Genomic DNA, 21,764 nt, shown 5'->3' on the forward strand with positions numbered 1-21,764 from the left:
CGACCCTTTATCGCATTGATGACTATCGCTGCGCGTGGATGACAACCTAGAACGTCTGCTCGTAGTCGCTGTGCTTTTTGGCCGAACGCACCAGGAACTCCTGGTTGGTGTTGGTGCCCTTAAGACCCTTGATAAACGACGCGGCTGCGCGCTCGGTGTTGTTCATGCCGGCAAGAATGCGACGCAGACCAAAGACAAACGGACGCATCTGCTCGTCGACCAACAGGTCTTCGTTGCGCGTACCGGAGGCAACGGGGTCGATAGCCGGGAAGATGCGGCGGTCGGCCAGGTCGCGGTCGAGCTTAAGCTCCATGTTGCCGGTACCCTTGAACTCCTCGAAGATGACCTCGTCCATCTTGGAACCGGTGTCGATGAGGGCAGAGGCCAGGATGGTGAGCGAGCCACCGTTCTCGATATTACGGGCTGCGCCCAGGAAGCGCTTGGGCGGATACAGGGCCGCCGAATCGACGCCGCCCGAAAGGATGCGGCCCGAGGCGGGCGCCGCCAAGTTGTAGGCGCGGGCAAGACGCGTGATGGAGTCGAGCACCACCACGACGTCGCCACGCAGCTCCACGATGCGCTTGGCGCGCTCGATGACGAGCTCTGCCACACGAGTGTGGTTGTCGGCGGGCATATCGAAGGTCGACGCCACAACCTCGCCCTTGATGGAACGCTGCATATCGGTGACCTCTTCGGGGCGCTCGTCGACGAGCAGGCAGATGAGGTGCACCTCGGGGTTGTTAATCGAGATAGACTGGCAGATCTTCTTGAGGATCGTGGTCTTGCCGGCCTTAGGCGGGGACACGATCAGGCCACGCTGACCCTTGCCGATCGGCGACACGATGTCGATGGCGCGACCGGTAATGGAGTCCTTGCCGTGCTCCATGCGCAGCGGCTCGTTGGGATAGACCGGGGTGAGGTCACCAAACTTGGGGCGATTGCGAATCTGCTCGGGGTCCAGACCGTTGACGGTCGTGATCTTGGCGAGGCCGGCGCGCTTGTCGCCGCCGCGCGAAGGACGAAGCGAGCCCTCGATGACGTCGCCCGTGCGCAGGCGCGCGGAGCGGATGAGGTAGGCGGGCACGAAGGCGTCGTCGTTGGACTTCATGTAGCCGTGAGCATGGATGATGCCGGAGCTATCCGGGCGAATCTGCAGGATGCCCTTGATGTCGCGGAAGCCCTCGGCCTTCGCGGCGGTGGTGTAGATCTCTTCGACGAGTTCGGCCTTCTTCTTGCCGGTCGTCTCAATCTCGAACTCCTTGGCCTTCTCGCGCAGCTCGGCGACCTTCATGGCCGCGAGCTCCTCGCGCGAAAGCGTGGGCTCGGTGGGGGCGGCGTTGCGCTCCTTGTTGCGCTGTTTGCGATCGCGCTGGCGGTTACGACGGTCGTTGTTGCGCTCGTCCTTGCGGTCGCTGCGGTCGTCATTGCGCTTGTGCTGGCGACGGTTGGGGCGAACGCCGTCTTCGGCCTCGGCGGGCGCGGCGCCATCGGTTGCGGCGGCGTCGGCATTGGCCGCAGCGGCGTCATTGGCCTCGGCGCCGGAATCGATCTGCGCTTCGACATCAGCCTGCCGCTCGGACGCCTTGGACTTAGCGGACTTCTTACGACCGCGCTTGGGCTTCTCGGGCGCAGGCTGTTCGACGTCCTGGGACTCAGCGGCATCAATCGATGCATCGGCGGTCGTCTCGGCGGAATCCTCGGACGCGCCCTTCTTGGCAGCCTTGGCCTTGGACGTGCGCTTAGCAGCAGTACGACGGCTGCGACCGGGACGGACGTCGGCGGGCTCGGCATCGGCGGGAGCGGCCTCGGAAGTCGTAGCATCCTGGACGGGCGCGTCGGCAGCGGTTGCAGACTCGGCGGTCGCCGCAGCATCCCGAGCGGCGGCGGCCGCGGCTGCGGCCTTCTCGGCCTCGACGAAGGCCTTGGGCTTGCGACCGCGACGGTGCGGGCGCAAAGCCGGATCGACAACGGGAACTTCGCTGGCCTCGACAGGCGCAGCGGGCTCAGCAGGCGATGCGTCCTCCCCCGCTGCGGAACGGACCGAAGCCTCAGTGAGCTCGGGGGTTACCTGTTCAGCAACCTGCTCGGCCTTAGCAGCCGTGCGACGGCGCGTGCGCGGTGCCGGCTTCTCGGTCGGCTGGTCGGCGGCAGACGTCTCGGGTAAAGACGGAGCTGCGAGCTCAGTCAGAGCCGCGGCCTCACGCTCGGCAGCACGACGGCGGGCGCGCACCACCTGAGCCTCGCTAATCTGCGCCAACGCACGTGCCTGCGCGACCTCATCGGAAATCGGCGCCGAGGAGTCAGCTGCAACGGTGCGCTTGGCGCGCGTCGTGCGCGTGGTACGGCGCTTGGGTTTGGTGACCTCCTCGCCGTCAGCGACAGGCTTGGCCGCGCGGCGCGTGCGCTTGGGCTTTGCCGGAACAGCCTCCTCACCAGTTGCAGGCACGGCCTTCTCAGCCGTTGCAGGCGTAGGCGTCTCAGGAGCCGAGGCTTGCGCGGGCGCCGCGACCTGGTCCGACGCAACCGGTGCAGCGGGAGCGGCCTGCGTCGTCGTTATTTCGTTTTCTTGCTGTTGATCAGACACAGTGTTTGCTCAACTTTCTTTTCAAGCCCTGTGATCACATGCTCCCTGCATAAACCTTCAGGGCGGCTAAACAGTCTAGCTCCGTCAAATACCGACGGACATCATTGATCTGTATCGAGATATTTGCGTCATATACGCAGCGTTAGTGTAACACAACCGCCGTCACCTGCAACTTAGTCATTGGGGACGTTCTTAAACGACTATTCAAAAGGGACACTCTTTGGTTTACCGCCCACAAATCTGACTGCCTCCGCCAAAACTATGGCGGTTTACTACGATGAATCGCTCAACCGCGACCACTCCGAAACTTGTTGAACTAAAACCGACGCTCCCATAAGTTGTCAAGAGGCAGTTTGCGGGAGCGCTCTCTCCAATTCGCACAGGAGCTCGTAATACCTCCTCTCCAGTTTCGTCGACCGCCGTTTCCCCCGTTCCAAGTGCCCGAGTGTGGCTGCGGACAGGCCGAGCTCCGCGGCGGCTTTCTTCTGAGTCACCCGCATCGCCTTGCGCATCTTCGCGAGCTCGGGGCCTTCCGGCGCGGCGCCGTCGGGGTTCGGGTCCATGAGCACGCGGTACACCTCCCGCGCTATGTAGCGCTTCAGGCAGCGGACCGCCTCCCGCCGGGACTTCCCCTCGGAGGTCCGCCTCGCCACGTACCTCCTCGTCCTCTCGTCGTACGCCATGCGCTTGATCGCGATCTCGTAGAGCGCCCAGTTCGCCTGCCGGTTGCCGCCGCGGTTGAGCCTGTGCCGGTCCGTCTTCCCGCTCGACGCGGGGATCGGGGAGACGCCGCACAGCATCGAGAACGCCGCCTCGCCCTTCAGCCTGCCGGGGTTGTCGCCGGCGGCCACGACCAGGGCGGCGGCGGTCGTCGTGCCGCAGCCCTCGACGCCGAGCAGCGCGGGCGCGTTCGCCTCCAGCAGCGCGCGGATGCGCGCGTCGAGGGACTCGACCTGGCTGCGGGCCTCCTTCCAGACCGTCGCGACGGACCGCAGCGAGGCCAGCACGCTCTCCTCGAGCGCGCTGGCCGCCTTCCTCCTGCGCGCGAGCAGCGGCATGAGGTCCTTCGGCCGCTCGCAGCCCCTGAACCGCTCCCTCAGGGCGCCCGGGGCCGTCGTGAGCATCGACTTCGCGCAGGCCACGCAGGACGTGGACGTCGCGACGGCCAGCCTGCGCGCGACGTAGAGCTGGCGCACCGCCTCGACCCAGCCGTCCTGCGACTTCGGCACGGAGCAGCCCCTCCCGGACGCCGCCTTGCGCGCCGCGCGCTCGGCGTCCAGCGGGTCGCTCTTCCCCTCGCCGGGCCTCGCCTTGTCCCTCTTGGGCCTGAGCACCTCGACCACGTTGTACCCGAGCTCCGCGAGCCTCCTCGTCAGCCCGGCCCCGTACGATGCCGTGCCCTCGACGCCGACGACCAAGCAGCTGCCCGGGTCGCCTATCGCCTCCGCCAGCCTGTCGTAGCCTTCGGGGTCGGCCCTGAAGCTCCCGCTCCGGATCTTCCTCCCGAGGCCGTCGAGCAGGCACAGGACGTGCACGTCCTTGTGCGTGTCGACGCCTGCGATGACAGTTTCGCCTTCCATTTTCGCTCCCCTCGGTCTGCCGCCTGCCCCGCGCCCGAGTCTCCCAGACATTGCACTGACGGGAGCGCTACAATCCAGTTGGCTTGTCCGATTGTCCGCGCTCATGCTCCTATTAGGTCATGGCAGGACTCCGGGTCGCGGAAGCCGGGGCGAGACAGGTCGGATTTGAGGACGGCCGAAGAGGCGTCAGCAGGTCAGTGGGTCATCGCCCCGGCTTTCAGCATCAGGGTAGCGCTGCGACGCGGAAATCGCGCGCTGTCGCCGCGCCCCGCAGTGCCCGCTTCCCCCGAGAACAATTATCAGTGCAGGTAGATGCCTTGCACTTTTTAGCGAAAAGCCGGCGTGGTTGGCATTTCTCAATTCATCGTAGTAAACCGGCATAGTTTCGTATTTCCAGCAGCCCCAAATTCGTCAATACGCCGGCGTTTATGCAAAAAGCCCGACCTCCGCATGGAGATCGGGCTTATAGGGCTCAGCAAAGCCGAACCTACACGGTCAAATGACCCGCAGCTTACATCTGCTCGGGAGCGGAGACACCAACAAGGGTGAGCACCAGGGCGAGCGTTACGCGGACGGCGTCGCAAGCGGCCAGACGGGCGCGCGAAAGCTCGGGGTCGACGGGACGGCCCTCGCTCGGCAGCACCTGGCAGGCAGCGTAGAAGCTGTGGAAGTCGCCGGCGAGCTCCTCGGCAAAGTGCGTCAGACGGAACGGGGCGCGGTCGCGAGCGCAGCTGGCGATGAGGTCGGTGAGCTCGTTGAGCTTACGCGAAAGGGCGAGCTCGGTCGGGTCGGTCAGCAGCGAGTAATCGACGTTCTCACCGATGGCCTTGGCGGCGACGGCCTTCATGCCCATCTCGTCAGCCTGCTCGGCGGTAACGTCGGCGGCACGACGCAGGATGGAGCACACGCGGGCGTGAGCGTACTGCACGTAGTACACCGGGTTGGAGTTGTCGCGCTTCTTAACGGCCTCGATATCGAAGTCGACCATCTGGTTGGAGCTCTTGGAGATGAGCGTGTAACGAGCGGCGTCGGAGCCAACCTCGTCGACGAGCTCCTGCAGGGTCACCATGGTGCCCTTGCGCTTGGACATACGGACGGGCTTGCCGTTGCGCAGCAGGTTGACGAGCTGGCCCAGCAGAACCTCGAACTTGCCGGGGTAACCCAGAGCGTCGCAGACGCAACGGACGCGCTCGATGTAGCCGTGGTGGTCGGCGCCCCAGATGTCGATGACATGGTCGACGCGCTGGAACTTATCCCAGTGATAGGCAACGTCGGAGGCGAAGTAGGTGTACTCGCCATCGGACTTGATCAGGACGCGGTCCTTGTCGTCGCCCAGGTCGGTGGAGCGGAACCACAGGGCGCCGTCCTTGGTATAGAGGTAGCCCATCTTGTCGAGCTTCTCAAAAGCGCGGTCGACGGCGGAGGTGCCGGCGGTCTCACCCTCGGTGTCCTTCACGTACAGCGAACGCTCGGAGTACCAACGATCGAAGTCGCAATTGACGGCGTGGCAGAGGTCGCGCATGTTGTCGACCATCTTAACGTAGCCGCGCTCGCGGAAGCTCTCCATGCGCTCCTGCGGATCGGCCTCGACCCACTTGTCGCCGTCGGTGCGCCAGAACTCGGCAGCCTCGTCGATGATGTAGTCGCCGCCATAGGAGTCCTTGCCCAGGGTCTCGGCAAAGTTGTCCTGATACGGATGGGTCTCGGGATGCTCGTCGTTCTCGTCGGCAACAAAGGCGTCGCGGTCGGCGATCAGCAGCTTGTGAGCCTCGTCGATATCCACGCCCTGCTTGGCGATGATGTCGGCAAGCTGCATATAGCGCGTGCTGATGGAGTTGCCGAAGGTGTTCATCTGAGAGCCGTGGTCGTTGATGTAGAACTCACGCTGGATGTCGTAACCGGCGTGATCCATAACGCGGCAGAGCGAGTCGCCCAGCGCGGCCCAGCGGCCGTGGCCGATGTGCATGGGGCCGACGGGGTTGGCGGAAACGAACTCGACCTGGGTCTTCAGGCCACCACCGACGTTGGACTTAGCGAAGTCCATACCCTTCTCGCGAGCCTCGCCAAAGATGGCATTCTTGACGGCAACGGAGAGGTAGAAGTTGATGAAGCCGGGGCCTGCGATCTCGACCTTCTCGATCGCGGGGTCCTCGGGCATATGGGCAACGATGGCCTCGGCGATCTTGCGCGGGGCGCAGTGGGCCAGCTTGGCGGACTTCAGGGCCATGGTAGAGGTCCACTCGCCATGAGAAGTGTCAGCCGGTCGCTCGATAGCGCAATCGTCAAGTTCAAATGCGGAAAGGTCGCCGGCCTCCTGGGCCGCAGCAAGCGCAGCACGTACCAGCTCTTCAATCTTCTCGGGCATAGATCCTCCTTGTGTTAAAGCCCCCGAGCTCTTGGTCACTCGTAGGGCAAAAGCCAGAGTTTGTAGCACTCTATCACAAGCGACGGGCACTGTCGCAGGGTAAAGCTAATAGATATTGCATATGCACAAAAATGACTACAGCTTGTATGGAGTCACTCAAAGATGCCGGTCTGCCTGCAGATTATGCAGGCGTTGAAAATGCATAAAGGTGTGAATGAGCTGCGTCTGTTATCGAATACTCTTACCTATCAGAGTTGTGTGCTTTTCCTGCATAAAGTACGGGTTTGCGCACGTCAGCGTGTTATTCTAGACATACGTAAATTCGTATAAGTTGGAGGTAGCATGTTCTCAATCGGTCAACACGTCATTCATCCGGGCCAGGGAGTCTGCACCGTCGTCGGTTTTAGGGACGACACACCGCAGCCCATGCTGCTGCTCGAGACCAAGCAGGGACATGCGCAGACGATCCTCATGTACCCCGTGGCGCAGGCCGACCGTCTGCACGCCGCCATCTCTCAGCAAGATGCCGAGCACCTGCTGAGCCACTATGACGAGCTGGAGTGCGACACCTTTACCGAGCGCAACAGCTCGCTTGAGGAGACACACTTTAAGCAGCAGCTCAAGCTGGGCGCGCCCGAGACGGTCCGCGTGGCAAAGACCATGATGCACCGCATTCGCCAGGCCGAGGAAGCTGATAAAAAACCCAGCTCCTACTACATGCGCGTACTCAAGGAGGCCAAACGCCGCTCCATCGAGGAGTTCGCCGTGGCCCTTGGCGTCACCGAGGAGGCCGCCGAAGCCCGCCTAGCCCAAGCCGCCCTCAACTAACCCATCCGCGCCAAAAACCACCACAAAGGGAACAGGCACCTTTGTGGTGGTTTTCTTGTTCTAGTAGTATTCATTCTTATCGATACCCACGAGCACAAGGAGTCTCTTATGGCAGAGCCGCTTACCGCCGGAATCACCCGCGACCGCGCGTTCGAACTGCTCAATGAGCACAACAAGGACCCGTTCCATATCACCCATGGCGAGACGGTCGAGGGCACTATGCGCTACTTTGCGCGCGAGTTCGACCCCGAGAACGAGGAGTTTTGGGGCATCGTCGGTCTGCTGCACGACCTGGATTGGGAGGAGCATGAGGACGACCCCATTAACCACACCATCTATGCTGCCGAGATTCTTGAGGGCGAAGGTGCGTCTCCCGAGCTCATTCGCGCCATCCAGACGCACACGTCGGACTTCAACACCTCACTACCCAAGCCCGAGCTGCAGATGGAAAAGATCCTGTTTGCCTGCGATGAGCTCACCGGCCTGATCGGCGCTGCCGTCATCATGCGCCCGAGCAAGAGCGTTATGGACTTTACGACTAAGTCGCTCAAGAAGAAGTTCAAGGACAAACGCTTTGCCGCCGGCTGCTCGCGCGACGTGATTTCGCAGGGCGCCGAGATGTTGGGCTGGGAGCTCCCCGAGCTCTTTGACCGCACCATCGCGGCCATGCAGTCCTTCGCCCCCGACCGAGATACCTTCCAGGCCTAACCGTCAACGCCACCTAAAACCACCACAAAGGGGACAGGCACCTTTGTGGTGGTTTTTGTTTGCGCGGGCGTTAGGGACGGACCTGGCCGGTGCCGCGGAGCTTGTATTTGTAGGTGGTGAGGGCCTCGGCGGCAAAGGGGCCACGGGCGTGGAGCTTTTGGGTCGAGATGCCGATCTCGGCGCCCAGGCCAAACTCGCCGCCGTCGGTGAAGCGCGTGCTGGCGTTGGCGTACACGGCCGAGGCATCGACCGCATCCAGGAAGCGCTCGCAAGCATCCGTGTCCTCGGCAACGATGGCCTCGGAGTGCATCGTGCCGTAGCGGTTGATGTGTGCGATGGCCTCGTCCTCGTTTGCCACGACCTTCACGCTCATCTCGAGCGCCAGGTACTCGCGACCCCAGTCCTCCTCAGTCGCGGCGACGTAGTCATCGCCCTCCACAAGCCCGGCATCGGCGCATGCGGCGCAGGTTGCCTCGTCGCCGTGAATCAGCACGCCGTGGTCATGCAGCACGGTCACGACCGCGGGCAAAAACGCATCGGCCACAGCACGGTCGACCAGCAGCGACTCGGCGGCATTGCACACGCCTACGCGCTGGGTCTTGGCATTAACGATAATGTTGAGCGCCTTATCAAAGTCGGCGGATTCATGCACGTAGATGTGGCAGTTGCCCGTGCCCGTCTCGATCACCGGCACAAGCGACTCGCGCACGCAGTGCTGGATCAGGCCTGCACCGCCGCGCGGAATGAGTACGTCGACAATACCGCGGAGCTTCATGAGCTCGCCGGTGGCCTCGCGGTCGGTGGACTCGATCATCGACACAGCCTCGCGCGGGAAGCCCTTGGCCTCGAGCGCATCGGCCAGCAGCTCAGAAATCATGGCACACGAGTGATAGGCCAGCGAGCCGCCGCGCAGAATGCAGGCGTTGCCGGTACGGATGCAGATGCCTGCGGCGTCGGCCGTCACGTTGGGGCGCGCCTCGTAGACCATAGCGACCAGGCCCAGCGGCACACTCACACGGGTCAGGTCCACGCCACTTGCAAGCACGCGGTGGTCGAGCACGCGGCCCACGGGATCGGGCAGCTCGGCGAGCTTTTCCAGGCCGGCGGTCATGCCCTCGACGCGCTCGGGCGTCAGCAGCAGGCGATCGAGCAGTCCGGCCGAGGTGCCCGCATCGCGCGCGGCGGACATATCGAGCTCGTTGGCGGCGACGATGGAGTCGACACCGTTGCGCAGTGCTGCGGCCATGGCGCGCACGGCCTCCTGGCGCTGCTCATCGCTCGCCGTGGCAAGCGAGGCCGACGCTGCCTTGGCGGCAACGGCAAGATCGTGGACATACGTGGCTATATCGACCGACATGGGCGGCCCTTTCTCCTAGAAGTTTGCAACCATGGTAGCCGATTTGCGCATGGCCTCGCCCGCGGCGGTAGAATTGGTCAACCCGAAACACCGCAACGAACGGAAGACTCACATGGCCCTCATCACTTCGTACCACGTCCCCGGCCTTTACGTCGAGGACCACAGCATCGACGTCCCCCTTGACTGGCGCGGCCTGGAGCCGATGCTCCTGGCCGTCGGCAGCACCATGCGCCGCGGCGCTATGCCGGCACCCATCGCCGGCGCGCCCGAGAGCATCAAGCTCTTCTACCGCGTGGTTTGCGCGCCCGACCGCATCAACGACGATCTGCCGCTGCTCCTGTTTTTGCAGGGCGGCCCCGGCGGCGAGAGCCCGCGTCCGCTGTCGCCCACAAGCGACGGCTGGATCGAGGAGGCCGTCAAGCACTTCCGCGTGGTCCTTCCCGACCAGCGCGGCACCGGACGCAGTTGCTGCGTGGACGGGCGCACGATTGCCGCACTGGGCGAGCGCGCGACGGCGGCCGGCTCCGATGCCGCACGCTCGCAGGCTGACTTCCTCAAGCGCCACCTCGCCAGCTCCATCGTGCGCGATTTTGAGTACCTGCGCCTGGTGGGCTTTGGCGGCAAGCCCTGGGTCACACTCGGGCAGAGCTACGGCGGCTTTTTGACGTTGAGCTATCTGTCGCTCTTCCCCGAAGGCGTGGCGGCGAGCTTTACCTGCGGCGGCATTCCACACGTGCCAGCGAGCGCAAGCGAGGTCTACGCGCACACCTTCCCGCGCATGGCGGCCAAGACTCAGCAGTATTACGACCGCTACCCCGCCGACGTCGAGCGCGTGGCGGCACTGGCCGATGCGCTCGAGGCCCAGAAGCCCGTGCTGCCCGACGGCTCACCGATGACGGTCGAGCGCCTACAGCTCATGGGCAGCGACTTTGGTATGAAGCCGAGCTTTGAGCGCATGCATTGGATTGTCGATCACGCTTTTGCCGACGGCGACGGCACGCTGGCCTGCGGCGCCTCGGTATCTGACAGCTTTTTGATGCGCGCCTTCGAGCGCACCAACACGCGTACAAACCCGCTGTACTGGACACTGCAGGAGTTCATCTACGCCGACGGCGACACTATGCCCATTGGTTGGGCCGCGGCCGAAGAGAAGGCACACCGCGCCGAGTTCGACACCCTCGCGCGCCCGCTCATGTTTACCGGCGAGGCAATGTTCCCGTGGATGTTCGAGCAGATGCCCGAGCTCAAGCCCTTCAAACCCGCCATGGACCTGCTGATGGAAGACACCAGCTGGGACAAGATCTACGACCCGCAGCGACTGGCGTGCAACGAGGTGCCGCTCCAGGCCGCGGTGTATTTCGACGACATGTACGTCGATTCGGGCTTGCAGCTCGATACGCTCAGCCGCGTGGGCGACTCGCATGCCTGGGTGACCAACGAGTTCGAGCACGACGGTCTGCACGGCAGCGTGGTGTTCAAGCACCTCTTCGACGAAGCCCTCAACCGCGGAGACCTGCGCCGGATCTTCTAGCAAAGGAGTGTCCCCACCTGCCGGCACAAAAAGAACGTCCCCAAGTGCCGAACAAGTGCCGGCAACGACAATGCCGCAGGTAGAGAACGGAAAGCGAAAACGCCCCTAAGCGAGCAAGGTGACGTGAAAGAGGAGGGCATTGACCTTTTGGTCATGCCCGACGATTGAACGTCAGATTGCCGCTTAGGGGCGTTTGCAGCGTCAATTGGTTATGCGAAGACGATTAAATTATCCCTGTGTATCGCCGGCTTCTCGGCCAGGTTAGCGAGCAGGCGGTTGCTGGCGATCTGGTCCTGGCGGCGACCGGCAGCAAGTTCCAGCACGTCCGAATCGGCCTCGGCGATACCGCGGGCGACAACCATACCGCTCGGGTCGCACACGTCGAGCACATCGCCCTCGGCAAACTGGCCATCGACCTCGCGAATACCCACCGCAAGCAGGGAAGAACCACGGCTGACCAGCGCCTTCGCAGCACCATCATCGACCGTCACCGAGCCATGCGCCTTGTCGCCCAGTGCGATCCACAGCTTGCGGGGTGCGATGTCCAGACGCTCCGCCGGCGGATCGAACAGCGTGCCCACGCTCTCGCCGCGGGCGAGGCGCACGAGCGCATCGGGCTCCTCGCCCGAGCAAATCACGCTCTGAATGCCCGCCGTCATCAGGATGCGGCTCGCGCGAATCTTGGTAATCATGCCGCCCGTGCCCACCGATGTGGAAGAATCGCCCGCCGAGGCAATAATCTTGGCATCGATCTTATGCACGACAGGAACAAACTCGGCCGTGGGGTCCTCATGCGGATTGGCAGTATAGAGGCCATCGATGTCCGAGAGCGTCACGCACAGATCGGCAGAAACCAGGCAGCTCACAAGCGCCGCCAGTGTGTCGTTGTCGCCAAACTTGATCTCGTCGACGGTAACGGTGTCGTTCTCGTTGACGACCGGCACCACGCCCAGCTCCACCAGGCGCAGCAGGGCGTCGCGCGCGTGCAGGTAGGACGTGCGACGCGCCGTGTCGTGACGCGTGAGCAGCACGAGCGAGGTGAGCAGATCCCGTGCATGGAATTCCTCGTCGTAGGCCGACGAGATGATGCACTGACCAGCCGAGGCGCAGGCCTGCAGGCTCGGCAGGTCGCCGACCGGCTTGCGGTCGAAGCCCAACACGGGATAGCCGCAGGCGATAGCGCCCGAGCTCACCACGACCAGGCGCCAGCCGAGCTTGCGCAGGGCTGCGGCCTGATCGGCAAGCCCGCCGATAAAGGTGCGGTTGACCTTGCCGTCGGCGCCCACCACCGTGGACGAACCGATCTTTACCACCATCGTTTTATAAGAAGTCGTCATACGTCAAACCAATCGACTGTTCAGCGAACGGACGAACGGGCAAGCGAGAAAAATGATCCGTTTTCCTCCGTCGCATGCGGATCATTTTGCCCAGGGAAAGGCAGAGGCCGCGGCCATGTTCTTGCGCACGAGCTCGTCGCGTACCTGAGCCAGGCCCTGCTCCATGCCCACCACATAGGTCTGCGGGTACAGGAAGCGCTTGAAAGCTGCGTCCAGATGATCGAGCGCCCAAACACAGCGCTCGCGCGCGTCCTGGATGCTCTCACGCGGAGCCACTGCACTGCCATCGCGCACGATCGGCACCAGCAGCTCGCGATACTCAAGCTCCGACACATCGGTCACCAGGGCGGCATCATTCACGGCCACGAGGGTATTGCCGCGCGCGGCGCCCTCCCCCGCCAGATGGTCCTCGTCGTAGATCATGTCGCAGACCGGGCCGCCAAAGCCGTCGTAATAACGGCGCACGCGCTGCACGCCCGGGATCGTGCGCTTGTAGGGCTGCTCGGAGAGCTTGACCACCGGCGTCCATGGATCTGCCTCGCTCGCACGGCGGGCGGAAAGCTTGTACACGCCACCCAGCGCCGGCTGGTCATAGCAGGTCGCGAGCTTGGTACCCACGCCAAAGCTATCGATGGGCGCGCCCTGGTCCAGCAGCGACTGAATCGTGTACTCGTCAAGATCGTTGGAAACCGAGATCCCCACATAGGGCAGGCCCTCGGCATCAAAACGGCCGCGAACATACTTGGAGAGCTTGGCGAGGTCGCCGGAGTCGATGCGAATAGCCGACAGACGCTCGCCCACCGCCTCCATCTCCTTGGCAACCGTAATGGCATGCTCGCAGCCCTCGCGCACGTCATAGGTGTCGATGAGCAGCGTACAGTTCTTGGGGCTCGACTTGGCAAAGGCGCGGAAGGCCTCGAGCTCGGAATCGAAGCTCATCACCCAGCTGTGCGCATGCGTGCCAAAGACGGGAATACCATAGCGGCGGCCGGCGAGCACATTGGACGTAGAGGAGCAGCCGGCAACGTAGCTCGCGCGCGCAACGGCCAGGCCGCCATCGGGACCCTGGGCGCGGCGCAGGCCAAACTCCGCCACGGGGCGACCGTCGGCGGCGAGCACCACGCGCGCCGTCTTGGTGGCGACAAGCGTCTGGAACCCGACGATGTTGAGCAGCGCCGTCTCAAGCAGCTGGCACTCGAGCGCAGGACCGGTGACGCGCACCATGGGCTCGCGCGGAAAGACGAGCTCGCCCTCGGGGACGGCGTCGATATTTACATGCGCACGAAAATCGCGCAGGTAGTCGAGGAATGCGGACTTGAACATCGCGCCGCCGGCAGGGGCCTCAAGCGAGGCGAGGTAGTCGATATCCTCGGGCGTAAAGCGCAGGTTCTCGACGAGCTCGGGCAGCTCGGCGGTGCCGCACATGACGGCATAGGCGCTGCCAAAGGGATGGTCGCGGTAAAACGCGGTAAAACAACCCTGCTCATTGGCCTTGCCGCTCTCCCACAGGCCCTGGGCCATAGTGAGCTCGTACAGATCGGTGAGCATTGCAATGTCGGTGGGATGCGAGATGTCGGTCAAAGCCATGGGGCGACCTTTCGGATGTGTGGTGCAGAGGTTGATGGTTGGACGAGGCGGACGTACGGGCATGGAGCCCGGCGCGAACAGGTTAGTGCAGGCCCATGCTGCCCGTGATCGTGTAAACCATAAAGACGATAAACGCGATGAGGGCGAGCACGATGATGATTTTTTGAGCCGGAGCCATGCCGGGGATCTCATTCTCGCCCGTAGGCTCCTTGGAGGTGACCATGCGCTGGGCAAAGGTCATCTCGTCACGGCTCGGTTTGGGCTCGACGGGCTTGGGACGAGCGGCCTTTTTAGGCTGAGGTTTGGGTGCAGTGGGCGCGGGCTTCGCGGTGGAGGGCTTGGGCGCGGGCGCGGGCTCGGATGCAGCCTTCGCAGCGGCCTCCTCGGCCTTCTCGCGCTCGGCGCGCAGGGCGGCCAGCTCCTCACGCTCGCGGCGTGCCTCTTCCTGGGCCTCGCGACGAGCCTTCTCGGCGCGGAGCTCTTCCAACTCGGCGCGCTCCTCGGCAGACAGTGGTTGGGATTCAAGCTCGGCCATGGTACAGCCCTTTCTTTTAAAAAAAGCCGCCGACACAATGTCAGCGGCTTATCAAATCCAAGGGTGGAGACGAAGGGAGTCGAACCCTCGGCCTCTGCCATGCGACGGCAGCGCTCTCCCAACTGAGCTACGTCCCCAGGACAAGTTGATATTTTACCTACGGCTCGCCAACTGTCAACGCCCAATACCCAGTCTTTTTGGGACGGGGCTTTTTTGACTACTTTTCGAGCAGGCACTACTACCGATGATTTTTCTGGGACGGGGATTAAAAAATCATTGCGTACCTAATGATTTTTTTATCCCCGTCCCAGAAAAATCATCGGCAAACGCACTACTTTGCGCTGGTGAGGACGCCAGTGGTGTCGAACGCCGGGGTAAAGCTCTCGTCTACCGCTCCGCCTTCTTGCCAGAACATCGTCGTAAAGCCCAAGTCGTCGGCATGATCGAGCACCTGCTCGTACTCCTCGCGCGTCACGGCGCGCGCCAACTCGCCGCCTTGCTCGCGCATGAGCGCATTGGGCGTGTACTGGTTCATGACCGAAATCGGCACGTCACCCACCGTCTGCCACACCAGGTCCAGCACGCGGCACGAATCGTCCGCATGACCCGGCAGCACCAGATGACGCACGATCATGCCGCGCTTCATGAGCCCGTCCTCGTCCACCAGCTCTCCCCCGCGGCGCTTAATCTCGCGCGCCATCTGTGCCAGGCCCGACACGGCCACACGCGGGTAGTCCTGAATATGAGAGAGCGACTGCGCAAGCGCCGCATCTGCATACTTAAAGTCGGTAAGCCACACGTCGACCAAATCGCCGAGCGCAGCTACGGCACTCGCCCGCTCATAGCCGCTCGTGTTGTAAACGATCGGGATGTCCAGCCCGCGCTCCCTCGCTGCGGCAATCGCGACCGGCAGCAGGTGAGCATAATGCGTCGCAGTCACCAGGTTGATGTTGTTGGCGCCCTGGTCCTGCAGCTCCAGCATAATCTCGACTAAACGCTGAGGCGTAATCTCAAGCCCAAAATTGCCCGTCGAAATCTCGTGGTTTTGGCAGTAGACGCATTTGAGCGAACAGCCGCTAAAGAAGATCGTGCCCGAGCCGGCCTCACCCGAAATGGGTGGCTCCTCCCACATATGGAGCGCCGCGCGGGCGACCTTAAGCGTGTCGTCGGCGCCGCACACGCCGCGCGCGCCCTCGTCGCGTGCCGCGCCGCAACGACGTGGACACAAATGGCAAGCGGACGAAAAAAGTTCGGTCAACGACGTCGGCATAAAAACATGCTCCAAAACAACGATTCAGCAGCTCAAACGTAAAGCCCCGGACAGCACAGACGGTTCCAAGCCCAAGGCGCCGTAATCGTCCGACACGATTTTTGTAATGTCAAGACTGGAATCAACAAAGTGCCGCTTTATGATGTAGGTATTCCGCCCCCCGCGGAGCAACTGGGTGAACCGTCGCGTTTATTTAGGGAGCCCACACAGTCGTACTTAGTACAGGTATCCTTCGTTGTTAAGGACGCTGGAACAGTCGATGAGGGCACCCACCTGTTTTAGGTGGGTTCATTTTCGTAACGTGGGGGGTGGTTTTCTTTTGCCGATTTTGCCAAAAATTGCCATCGCAGATTCCGTATGACACCCAACGGCACTCGGCAGAACCCCCGCCAACATCCCAATATCTGATAAGCACGTGATAATCGCACGGCACAAACCCCCGCACCCCCTCGGTCGAGTATCATGGGTCAGCTATGCCCTTTTGCGCGTAGCGCCCTTTGACCTTTTCCTTCGACGCTTGGCGGTTTTTTGATTCATGGCTTCCTCCACGAGCTTCATACCGTACTTATGCGTGGCGGCCGCTGCCTTTATCACGACCTTTCTCACGGTACCCCTGGTCAAGCGTCTGGCGATTAAGCTCGACGCCGTCGACTATCCCTCAAAGCGCCGCATTAACACTAAACCCATCCCGCGCATGGGCGGCACGGCGGTCTTTTTGGGCCTCGTCGTCGCCTGCATTGTGCAGATCCTAGGCACCTGGTACCTGGGCTGGCCGCCCGTTTTGGTACCGCACCCGCGCCTTCACATCAGCTACCCCGTGCTGGCACTCTCCTTTACCGTGATCTTTGCGACCGGCGCGATCGATGATGTCTTCCAGCTCAAGCCCAAGCAAAAGCTGGCCGGCCAGGTGCTCGCCGCGCTCATCGCCTGCATCGGCGGCTTAAAAATCGGCGTCATCATCAACCCGTTTGCCCCCGGCGAGATCATGCTTGGCTGGCTCGCCTACCCCATCACCGTGATCTACCTAGTGGCGTTCACCAACATCATCAACCTCATCGACGGCCTCGACGGCCTGGCCACGGGCATTTGCGGCATCGCATCGTTCACCATGTTCACGATGGCCATGCTTTCGGGCCGTATCGACGCCGCCGCGCTCTCCATCGCGCTCTTTGGCTCGTGCGTGGCTTTTCTGCATTACAACTTCAACCCCGCGAGCATCTTCTTGGGCGACTCGGGGTCGCTGCTGCTGGGCTTCGCTTTGGGCTCCATCTCGCTGCTCAACGTGAGCCGCACCGCCGCGCTCACCTCCCTCATCATCCCGCTCATCGTGGCAGGCGTGCCCATCATCGACACGTTCAGCGCCATCGTGCGTCGCAAGCGCGCCCACATTAGCATCGGGCAGGCCGACAAGGGCCACATCCACCACCGCCTGATCCAAGAGGGCTACAACCAAAAGCAGGCCGTGCTGCTCATTTACGCCTGGTGCATCATGCTTTCGGCCGGCGCCGCCGCAATCAATCAGGTCGAGGTGCCCACGCGCGTGCTCATCTTTGTCGTGCTCGCCATTGGCTCGACGGCCTTCGCCAAGCACCTGCACCTGTTTGAACCTGTGCTACGCCACCATTACAACAAACGCACGCACGAAGACGAGCTGGTAACCCCCGACGACCCCGCCTTTAAGCAGGAGGAGCAGGCAGCCGAGGGACGTAAAGAAGAGCGTCACCACAAGCTCTAGGATAAGCTGCCGAGGATGCGCCCAGGCAACGCTGGCCAAGCGCAGCCGCGCCGCTCCCAACGCACAAGCCGTCCCTCTCCCGCCCCTCGCCTACTTACGCCCCGCCCCTCCAATAAACGCGTTATCATTTTGACCCATGAACATACGTTAGGAGCAATCATGCCAAACGAGAACAGCTACGAAGTCGCGCTGCAAAAGAGCAACGCCATTCGCGAGGGCCTGGCAAAGACGCCCGAGAAGTTCACCATGCTCACCGGCGACCGCCCCACCGGACGCTTGCACCTGGGTCATTACTTCGGCACCCTCAAGGGCCGCGTTGAACTGCAGAACATGGGCGCCAAGACCAACGTGCTCATCGCCGACTACCAGGTCATCACCGACCGTGACACCACCGAGCATATCCAGGACAACGTGTACAACATGGTCATGGACTACCTTGCCTGCGGCATCGACCCCGACAAGACCATGATCTACGCACACTCCGCCGTGCCCGCCGCGAACCAGCTCATGCTGCCGTTCCTGTCGCTGGTATCCGAGGCCGAGCTGGCGCGCAACCCCACCGTCAAGGCCGAGATGGAGGCATCGGGCCACGAACTCACCGGCCTTCTGCTCACCTACCCGGTGCACCAGGCCTGCGACATCCTGTTCTGCAAGGGTAACGTGGTGCCGGTTGGTCGCGACCAGCTGCCGCACATCGAGCTCACCCGCACCATCGCCCGCCGTTTTAACAACCGCTACGGCAAAGTGTTCCCCGAGGTCGACGCGCTGCTGTCCGAGACCCCGCTGCTGCCCGGCCTGGACGGCCGCAAGATGAGCAAGAGTTACGGCAACGCCATCAACATCTCGATGACCGCCGAGGAGACGGCCAAGCGCATCAAGAAGAGCCAGACCGACTCCGAGCGCATGATCACGTTCGACCCCGAGAACCGCCCCGGCGTGTCCGGCCTGCTTTCGACGGCCGCCATCTGCACCGGTCGCTCCGAGGTCGAAATTGCCGAGGAGATTGGCATGGGCGGCTCCGGCCAGCTCAAGAAGTACGTGACCGAGGCCGTCAACGAGTACTTCGCCCCAATCCGCGAGCGCCGTCAGCGCTACGAGAACGACCTGGATTACGTCAAGGACGTCCTGCACGAGGGCAACCGTCGCGCCAACGAGATCGCCGAGCAGACCCTGGCCGAGGTTCAGGACGCCATGGGCATGGTGTACTAGGCAAAGCGCTTTCGCGCAACATAGACGGTGAGATTAGATTTCTCCCCGAAACAGGAACAGGCCCGCTGGCAGTTAGTTGCCAGCGGGCCTGTTCCCGAAGTACACCGTTGAATCGCACAGAGGGGAGGAATGCGAATCAAACTCAACAGGGCAGGCTTTTTCATCGCCTATTGCCTGCTCCGTTGCTGAAACCAATATAGTTCACCATGGTTTACTTTCTGGCGAGAATATACGCCAACACATCGTCTCCATAAGTTAACCCAGGAAAACCTACAACGTAAAACCACCGCAAAGGGGACAGGCACCTTTGTGGTGGTTTTGGCCACAGCGGAGCCGCTAGAGCCCTGCTGGCCAGCGACAGGCGACCAAGTCGACGTGCATGGGATCGGTAAACGTCACGCCCTCCCCCATTAAGAGCTCACGCTGGGCATCGGGGCCGCCAAACGCAAAGCCCTCGCAAATACGGCCATCGGCAAACACCACACGATGACAGGGAATCTGACCAGGGCGCGGATTGCTGTGCAGCGCATACCCCACGTACCGCGCACTTCGTGGACGACCGGCAAGCAGCGCCACCTGACCATACGTGGCGACCATCCCCTCGGGAATCTGCTCGACCACCTCGTACACACGCTCAAAAAAGCCTTCAGATGCCATCGCATGCTCCTTTCAACCGGAACCAGCATAAACCACCACAAAGGTGCCTGTCCCCTTTGTGGTGGTTTTGACCGGATAGTTAGTTGGCGGGGCGGAAGAAGGCTACGGCTACGGCGCCGGGACCCACGTGGGTGCCGATGGTGGCGCCAATGGTGTGGATGGGCAGCTCGTTCTCGGCATGACCGGCCCACAGCGCGGCGCTGTCCTCGATATACTTCTTGAGCACCGCGTCCGAAAGACCCGTATAACCAAGCGCCAGCGGCATGGAGAAGTCGACGCCGCCCGCCTGTTCGACCTTCTGGTTCAACAGGTTTCGACCGTTTTTGGAACCGCGCGCCTTGCCCAACTGCACGATGAGGCCGTCCTCGGCGGCCACGACCGGCTTCACGTTGAGTAGCGTACCCACAGCGCCCGCCGCAGCAGACAGGCGGCCGCCGCGCACCAGGTATTCCAGCGTCTCGAGCAGGCCGATAACCACCACACGGTCACGGACGGCCTCGACCGCCGCCGCGATCTGGGCCGCACTACGGTCCTCGTCCACCAGGCGCAGCGCATACTCGACCAGCACGCGCTCGCCCAAGGTCACGTTATTGCTGTCCACGACGAACACGTCGCCGCCCGGCGCCTCGGCAAGTGCCGTACGAGCACTCTGGTTGGTGCCCGAAAGCTTGGCGCCCACGGTAATTATCACCGCCTCGTCGCCGGCCTCACGAACCTCGGCAATCGCCTGCGAAAAGGCGTACGGGTTGACCTGACCGGTCTTGGGCAACTCGTCGCGCTCCACGAGCATCTCGTAAAAGCGCTGGTGATCGATATCGACGCCATCCATATACACGTCGGAGCCAAAGGTGACAGACAGCGGCAGAACACGCAGAGCGGGGTGCTCAGCCGGCGTCATATCGCTGGCGGAATCGGTAATAATGCGAACGGACATAGCGAATCCTTTCTTGCGCAGGTCTCGCGCAGGGAATTTTGACAACAATGTCCCAGCACGGCATACGCGCTCAAACGGGACGATGCAGTTGTTGGCTGAAAGCTAGCGCCAGCGCGGCCTTAGATCTCGCGCAGGGTGTTGAGAATCGTACGCAGCGACGCGTACATCTGCTCGCGTTGCTCCACGCCCATGGCCTTACCGGTGGTGTCGAGCACTTCGCGAATGATGCGATCGGCCTCGCTCATGCTCTCGCCGCCCAGGGCAGTCAGGCGCACCGGGGCACGGTACTTGACGGCCGCATCGCCCGAGTCATCAACCTCGACGTAGCCGCCCTCCTCCAGATGCGCCAGTGTGCGCGAAACGGCGGCACGGGTAACGCCGGCCATGCGGGCGAGGTCGGCGCCAGTCAGGCCTTCCTTGCTGCGCTCTAGGTAGTACAGGCACATGACATCGGAGCCCTTGAGGCCAAGCCTTGCACCTTCGGACGTCTTGATGCGCTGAATCTCCTTGTAGAGCCCGCTGATCAGTCCGACAAAATCCTCAAAACGTGTCTCGTCGTTCTGCTGCATGGGAGACGACCGCCTTTCGCTTGCATGATGCTAACGGGTTAACATCTTAGCCGCATGTCCGAACCCCCGTACCCAAATATCCCAATTGTTAACCCATCAACATAAAAACCACCACAAAGGGGACAGGCACCTTTGTGGTGGTTTGGGGCATCAATAGGTTCTAGGCGCCGCTACAGCTCCACGCAGGGATTGTCGTGGGTCACTAGGGTCTTAACGACGACCGTCGCTCCCAGATAGCGCTCGAGCAGCTCGGCCAAGCGATCGATGGCAGCCTGGCAATCCCCCATCCGCTCGGGCTCCACGCACTCAATCGCCAGAAATGCGTCCGCCGAATCATCGGACAGCGCCGTGCGAACGCCATCGCGCCAGTTCCAGCAACGGCAGACGGCGCCCGCATCATCGATATAGGCAAGCTCACCGGGCAGCGTCGGATCATCCGTCTCCTCGCCAAGCGGCAAGAACGCGTCGCCGCCGTCGGTCACCGCCAGGCGCAGATTGCCCTCAATAGCATGCAAATCCTCACCGCCAACGGGCAACGCATAAGTCAACGAAATCGTGTTGTAGATATCCACCGCCGGCGTGATGTGGCCGACCGGCTTGCCTTTGAGCACGCGCTTGAGCAGGTTCTCAACTGAGCAACGCGCGCCCTTTTTAGTCTTGAACAGCCGGTACGCGTCACGCCAAGCCTTAACCGGCGCATTCTCGCTGATAGTATCGCTGGTCAGATGACGCTCCGCGTCGATATTGGCGCGGTCGAGCAACGCCGCAATCGCATCCACGTCCTCTTGAGGAATCTGAGCCGCGGGCTTCATGCCCATCACAACCACAACGCCGACCGCTGCCCGCGGAAACAGCTCCCAGAATGAATCCTCGGCAATAAAGCTCTTCATACGCTCTCCCTTCATTGTGCGCGCCCGAGCGAGGGCACCTAAAAAGCGCCCTTACGACGGCCACCTTCAAAGTCCTACGGTGCCGCCA

At 62.4% G+C, this 21,764-nt stretch carries 17 protein-coding genes and 1 tRNA gene; 5 read left to right on the top strand and 13 right to left on the bottom strand.

Translation table 11 applies throughout. The features are described 5' to 3' along the window. Positions 1 to 46: 46 nt before the first annotated feature. The 3 genes from rho to argS all read right to left on the bottom strand — a co-directional run bounded on the left by rho (position 47) and on the right by argS (position 6,529). Positions 47 to 2,584: a transcription termination factor Rho gene (rho, locus tag I2F59_RS00145; protein ID WP_271755701.1), complete on the bottom strand. Its 2,538-nt coding sequence runs from the start codon at positions 2,582 to 2,584 to the stop codon at positions 47 to 49. Positions 2,585 to 2,925: 341 nt separating this feature from the next. Then, entirely contained in the window at positions 2,926 to 4,164 is a 1,239-nt protein-coding gene (locus I2F59_RS00150; RefSeq protein WP_195502668.1) for an IS110 family RNA-guided transposase, read from the bottom strand. Positions 4,165 to 4,675: 511 nt separating this feature from the next. Then, on the bottom strand, positions 4,676 to 6,529 hold the full coding sequence (gene argS / locus I2F59_RS00155) for an arginine--tRNA ligase (protein WP_195502669.1): 1,854 nt from the start codon (positions 6,527 to 6,529) through the stop codon (positions 4,676 to 4,678). Between the two features lie 342 nt (positions 6,530 to 6,871). On the opposite strand from argS, the gene I2F59_RS00160 reads away from it, so the two are divergent. Together I2F59_RS00160 and I2F59_RS00165 are read left to right on the top strand one after the other, a co-directional pair. Continuing rightward, positions 6,872 to 7,357, top strand: a complete 486-nt coding sequence (locus I2F59_RS00160; RefSeq protein ID WP_006235480.1) for a CarD family transcriptional regulator — start codon at positions 6,872 to 6,874, stop codon at positions 7,355 to 7,357. A gap of 108 nt (positions 7,358 to 7,465) precedes the next feature. Further along, complete coding sequence (locus I2F59_RS00165; RefSeq protein ID WP_161145052.1) at positions 7,466 to 8,065, top strand: HD domain-containing protein; 600 nt, start codon at positions 7,466 to 7,468, stop codon at positions 8,063 to 8,065. A gap of 70 nt (positions 8,066 to 8,135) precedes the next feature. On the opposite strand, the gene I2F59_RS00170 is transcribed toward I2F59_RS00165, so the two are convergent. Further along, on the bottom strand, positions 8,136 to 9,422 hold the full coding sequence (locus I2F59_RS00170; RefSeq protein ID WP_195502670.1) for a glutamate-5-semialdehyde dehydrogenase: 1,287 nt from the start codon (positions 9,420 to 9,422) through the stop codon (positions 8,136 to 8,138). 112 nt (positions 9,423 to 9,534) lie between these two features. Between I2F59_RS00170 and I2F59_RS00175 the strand changes: the two genes are divergently transcribed. Further along, complete coding sequence (locus tag I2F59_RS00175; RefSeq protein ID WP_195502671.1) at positions 9,535 to 10,953, top strand: alpha/beta fold hydrolase; 1,419 nt, start codon at positions 9,535 to 9,537, stop codon at positions 10,951 to 10,953. Positions 10,954 to 11,162: 209 nt separating this feature from the next. On the opposite strand, the gene proB is transcribed toward I2F59_RS00175, so the two are convergent. The 5 genes from proB to I2F59_RS00200 all read right to left on the bottom strand — a co-directional run bounded on the left by proB (position 11,163) and on the right by I2F59_RS00200 (position 15,682). After that, positions 11,163 to 12,290, bottom strand: coding sequence for a glutamate 5-kinase (proB, locus tag I2F59_RS00180; protein WP_195235027.1), 1,128 nt, complete (start codon positions 12,288 to 12,290; stop codon positions 11,163 to 11,165). Between the two features lie 81 nt (positions 12,291 to 12,371). Continuing rightward, positions 12,372 to 13,877: a nicotinate phosphoribosyltransferase gene (locus tag I2F59_RS00185; protein ID WP_035137238.1), complete on the bottom strand. Its 1,506-nt coding sequence runs from the start codon at positions 13,875 to 13,877 to the stop codon at positions 12,372 to 12,374. Positions 13,878 to 13,959: 82 nt separating this feature from the next. After that, entirely contained in the window at positions 13,960 to 14,412 is a 453-nt protein-coding gene (locus tag I2F59_RS00190) for a hypothetical protein (protein ID WP_195502672.1), read from the bottom strand. A 64-nt stretch (positions 14,413 to 14,476) separates the two neighbouring features. After that, a tRNA-Ala gene (locus I2F59_RS00195) sits at positions 14,477 to 14,549 on the bottom strand. Positions 14,550 to 14,743: 194 nt separating this feature from the next. Next, positions 14,744 to 15,682, bottom strand: coding sequence for a radical SAM protein (locus I2F59_RS00200; protein ID WP_195502673.1), 939 nt, complete (start codon positions 15,680 to 15,682; stop codon positions 14,744 to 14,746). A 535-nt stretch (positions 15,683 to 16,217) separates the two neighbouring features. Here I2F59_RS00200 and I2F59_RS00205 point away from each other — a divergent pair. Together I2F59_RS00205 and trpS are read left to right on the top strand one after the other, a co-directional pair. Continuing rightward, entirely contained in the window at positions 16,218 to 17,417 is a 1,200-nt protein-coding gene (locus I2F59_RS00205; protein WP_195502674.1) for an MraY family glycosyltransferase, read from the top strand. Positions 17,418 to 17,576: 159 nt separating this feature from the next. Further along, entirely contained in the window at positions 17,577 to 18,626 is a 1,050-nt protein-coding gene (trpS, locus tag I2F59_RS00210; protein WP_089572045.1) for a tryptophan--tRNA ligase, read from the top strand. 336 nt (positions 18,627 to 18,962) lie between these two features. Here the strand turns inward: trpS and I2F59_RS00215 are convergent, their stop codons facing one another. From I2F59_RS00215 to I2F59_RS00230, 4 genes are all read right to left on the bottom strand, one after another. Further along, on the bottom strand, positions 18,963 to 19,283 hold the full coding sequence (locus tag I2F59_RS00215) for an MGMT family protein (protein ID WP_195502675.1): 321 nt from the start codon (positions 19,281 to 19,283) through the stop codon (positions 18,963 to 18,965). Positions 19,284 to 19,362: 79 nt separating this feature from the next. After that, the gene (locus I2F59_RS00220) at positions 19,363 to 20,217 is read right to left on the bottom strand and encodes a DegV family protein (RefSeq protein WP_195502676.1); all 855 of its coding nucleotides are present in this window, start codon (positions 20,215 to 20,217) and stop codon (positions 19,363 to 19,365) included. A gap of 119 nt (positions 20,218 to 20,336) precedes the next feature. After that, on the bottom strand, positions 20,337 to 20,786 hold the full coding sequence (locus I2F59_RS00225; protein WP_117854908.1) for a MarR family winged helix-turn-helix transcriptional regulator: 450 nt from the start codon (positions 20,784 to 20,786) through the stop codon (positions 20,337 to 20,339). 170 nt (positions 20,787 to 20,956) lie between these two features. After that, on the bottom strand, positions 20,957 to 21,676 hold the full coding sequence (locus I2F59_RS00230; RefSeq protein WP_195502678.1) for a B3/B4 domain-containing protein: 720 nt from the start codon (positions 21,674 to 21,676) through the stop codon (positions 20,957 to 20,959). Between the last annotated feature and the right edge of the window lie 88 nt (positions 21,677 to 21,764).

The organism is Collinsella aerofaciens (assembly GCF_015556945.1).
Lineage (GTDB): Bacteria > Actinomycetota > Coriobacteriia > Coriobacteriales > Coriobacteriaceae > Collinsella > Collinsella aerofaciens_AO.

What these genes read in the sequence shown, in the direction of transcription:
- I2F59_RS00150 (WP_195502668.1), bottom strand. Translation starts at nt 4,164, where the DNA reads ATGGAAGGCGAAACTGTCATCGCAGGCGTCGACACGCACAAGGACGTG.
- argS (WP_195502669.1), bottom strand. Translation starts at nt 6,529, where the DNA reads ATGCCCGAGAAGATTGAAGAGCTGGTACGTGCTGCGCTTGCTGCGGCC.
- I2F59_RS00160 (WP_006235480.1), top strand. Translation starts at nt 6,872, where the DNA reads ATGTTCTCAATCGGTCAACACGTCATTCATCCGGGCCAGGGAGTCTGC.
- I2F59_RS00165 (WP_161145052.1), top strand. Translation starts at nt 7,466, where the DNA reads ATGGCAGAGCCGCTTACCGCCGGAATCACCCGCGACCGCGCGTTCGAA.
- I2F59_RS00170 (WP_195502670.1), bottom strand. Translation starts at nt 9,422, where the DNA reads ATGTCGGTCGATATAGCCACGTATGTCCACGATCTTGCCGTTGCCGCC.
- I2F59_RS00175 (WP_195502671.1), top strand. Translation starts at nt 9,535, where the DNA reads ATGGCCCTCATCACTTCGTACCACGTCCCCGGCCTTTACGTCGAGGAC.
- proB (WP_195235027.1), bottom strand. Translation starts at nt 12,290, where the DNA reads ATGACGACTTCTTATAAAACGATGGTGGTAAAGATCGGTTCGTCCACG.
- I2F59_RS00185 (WP_035137238.1), bottom strand. Translation starts at nt 13,877, where the DNA reads ATGGCTTTGACCGACATCTCGCATCCCACCGACATTGCAATGCTCACC.
- I2F59_RS00190 (WP_195502672.1), bottom strand. Translation starts at nt 14,412, where the DNA reads ATGGCCGAGCTTGAATCCCAACCACTGTCTGCCGAGGAGCGCGCCGAG.
- I2F59_RS00200 (WP_195502673.1), bottom strand. Translation starts at nt 15,682, where the DNA reads ATGCCGACGTCGTTGACCGAACTTTTTTCGTCCGCTTGCCATTTGTGT.
- I2F59_RS00205 (WP_195502674.1), top strand. Translation starts at nt 16,218, where the DNA reads ATGGCTTCCTCCACGAGCTTCATACCGTACTTATGCGTGGCGGCCGCT.
- trpS (WP_089572045.1), top strand. Translation starts at nt 17,577, where the DNA reads ATGCCAAACGAGAACAGCTACGAAGTCGCGCTGCAAAAGAGCAACGCC.
- I2F59_RS00215 (WP_195502675.1), bottom strand. Translation starts at nt 19,283, where the DNA reads ATGGCATCTGAAGGCTTTTTTGAGCGTGTGTACGAGGTGGTCGAGCAG.
- I2F59_RS00220 (WP_195502676.1), bottom strand. Translation starts at nt 20,217, where the DNA reads ATGTCCGTTCGCATTATTACCGATTCCGCCAGCGATATGACGCCGGCT.
- I2F59_RS00225 (WP_117854908.1), bottom strand. Translation starts at nt 20,786, where the DNA reads ATGCAGCAGAACGACGAGACACGTTTTGAGGATTTTGTCGGACTGATC.
- I2F59_RS00230 (WP_195502678.1), bottom strand. Translation starts at nt 21,676, where the DNA reads ATGAAGAGCTTTATTGCCGAGGATTCATTCTGGGAGCTGTTTCCGCGG.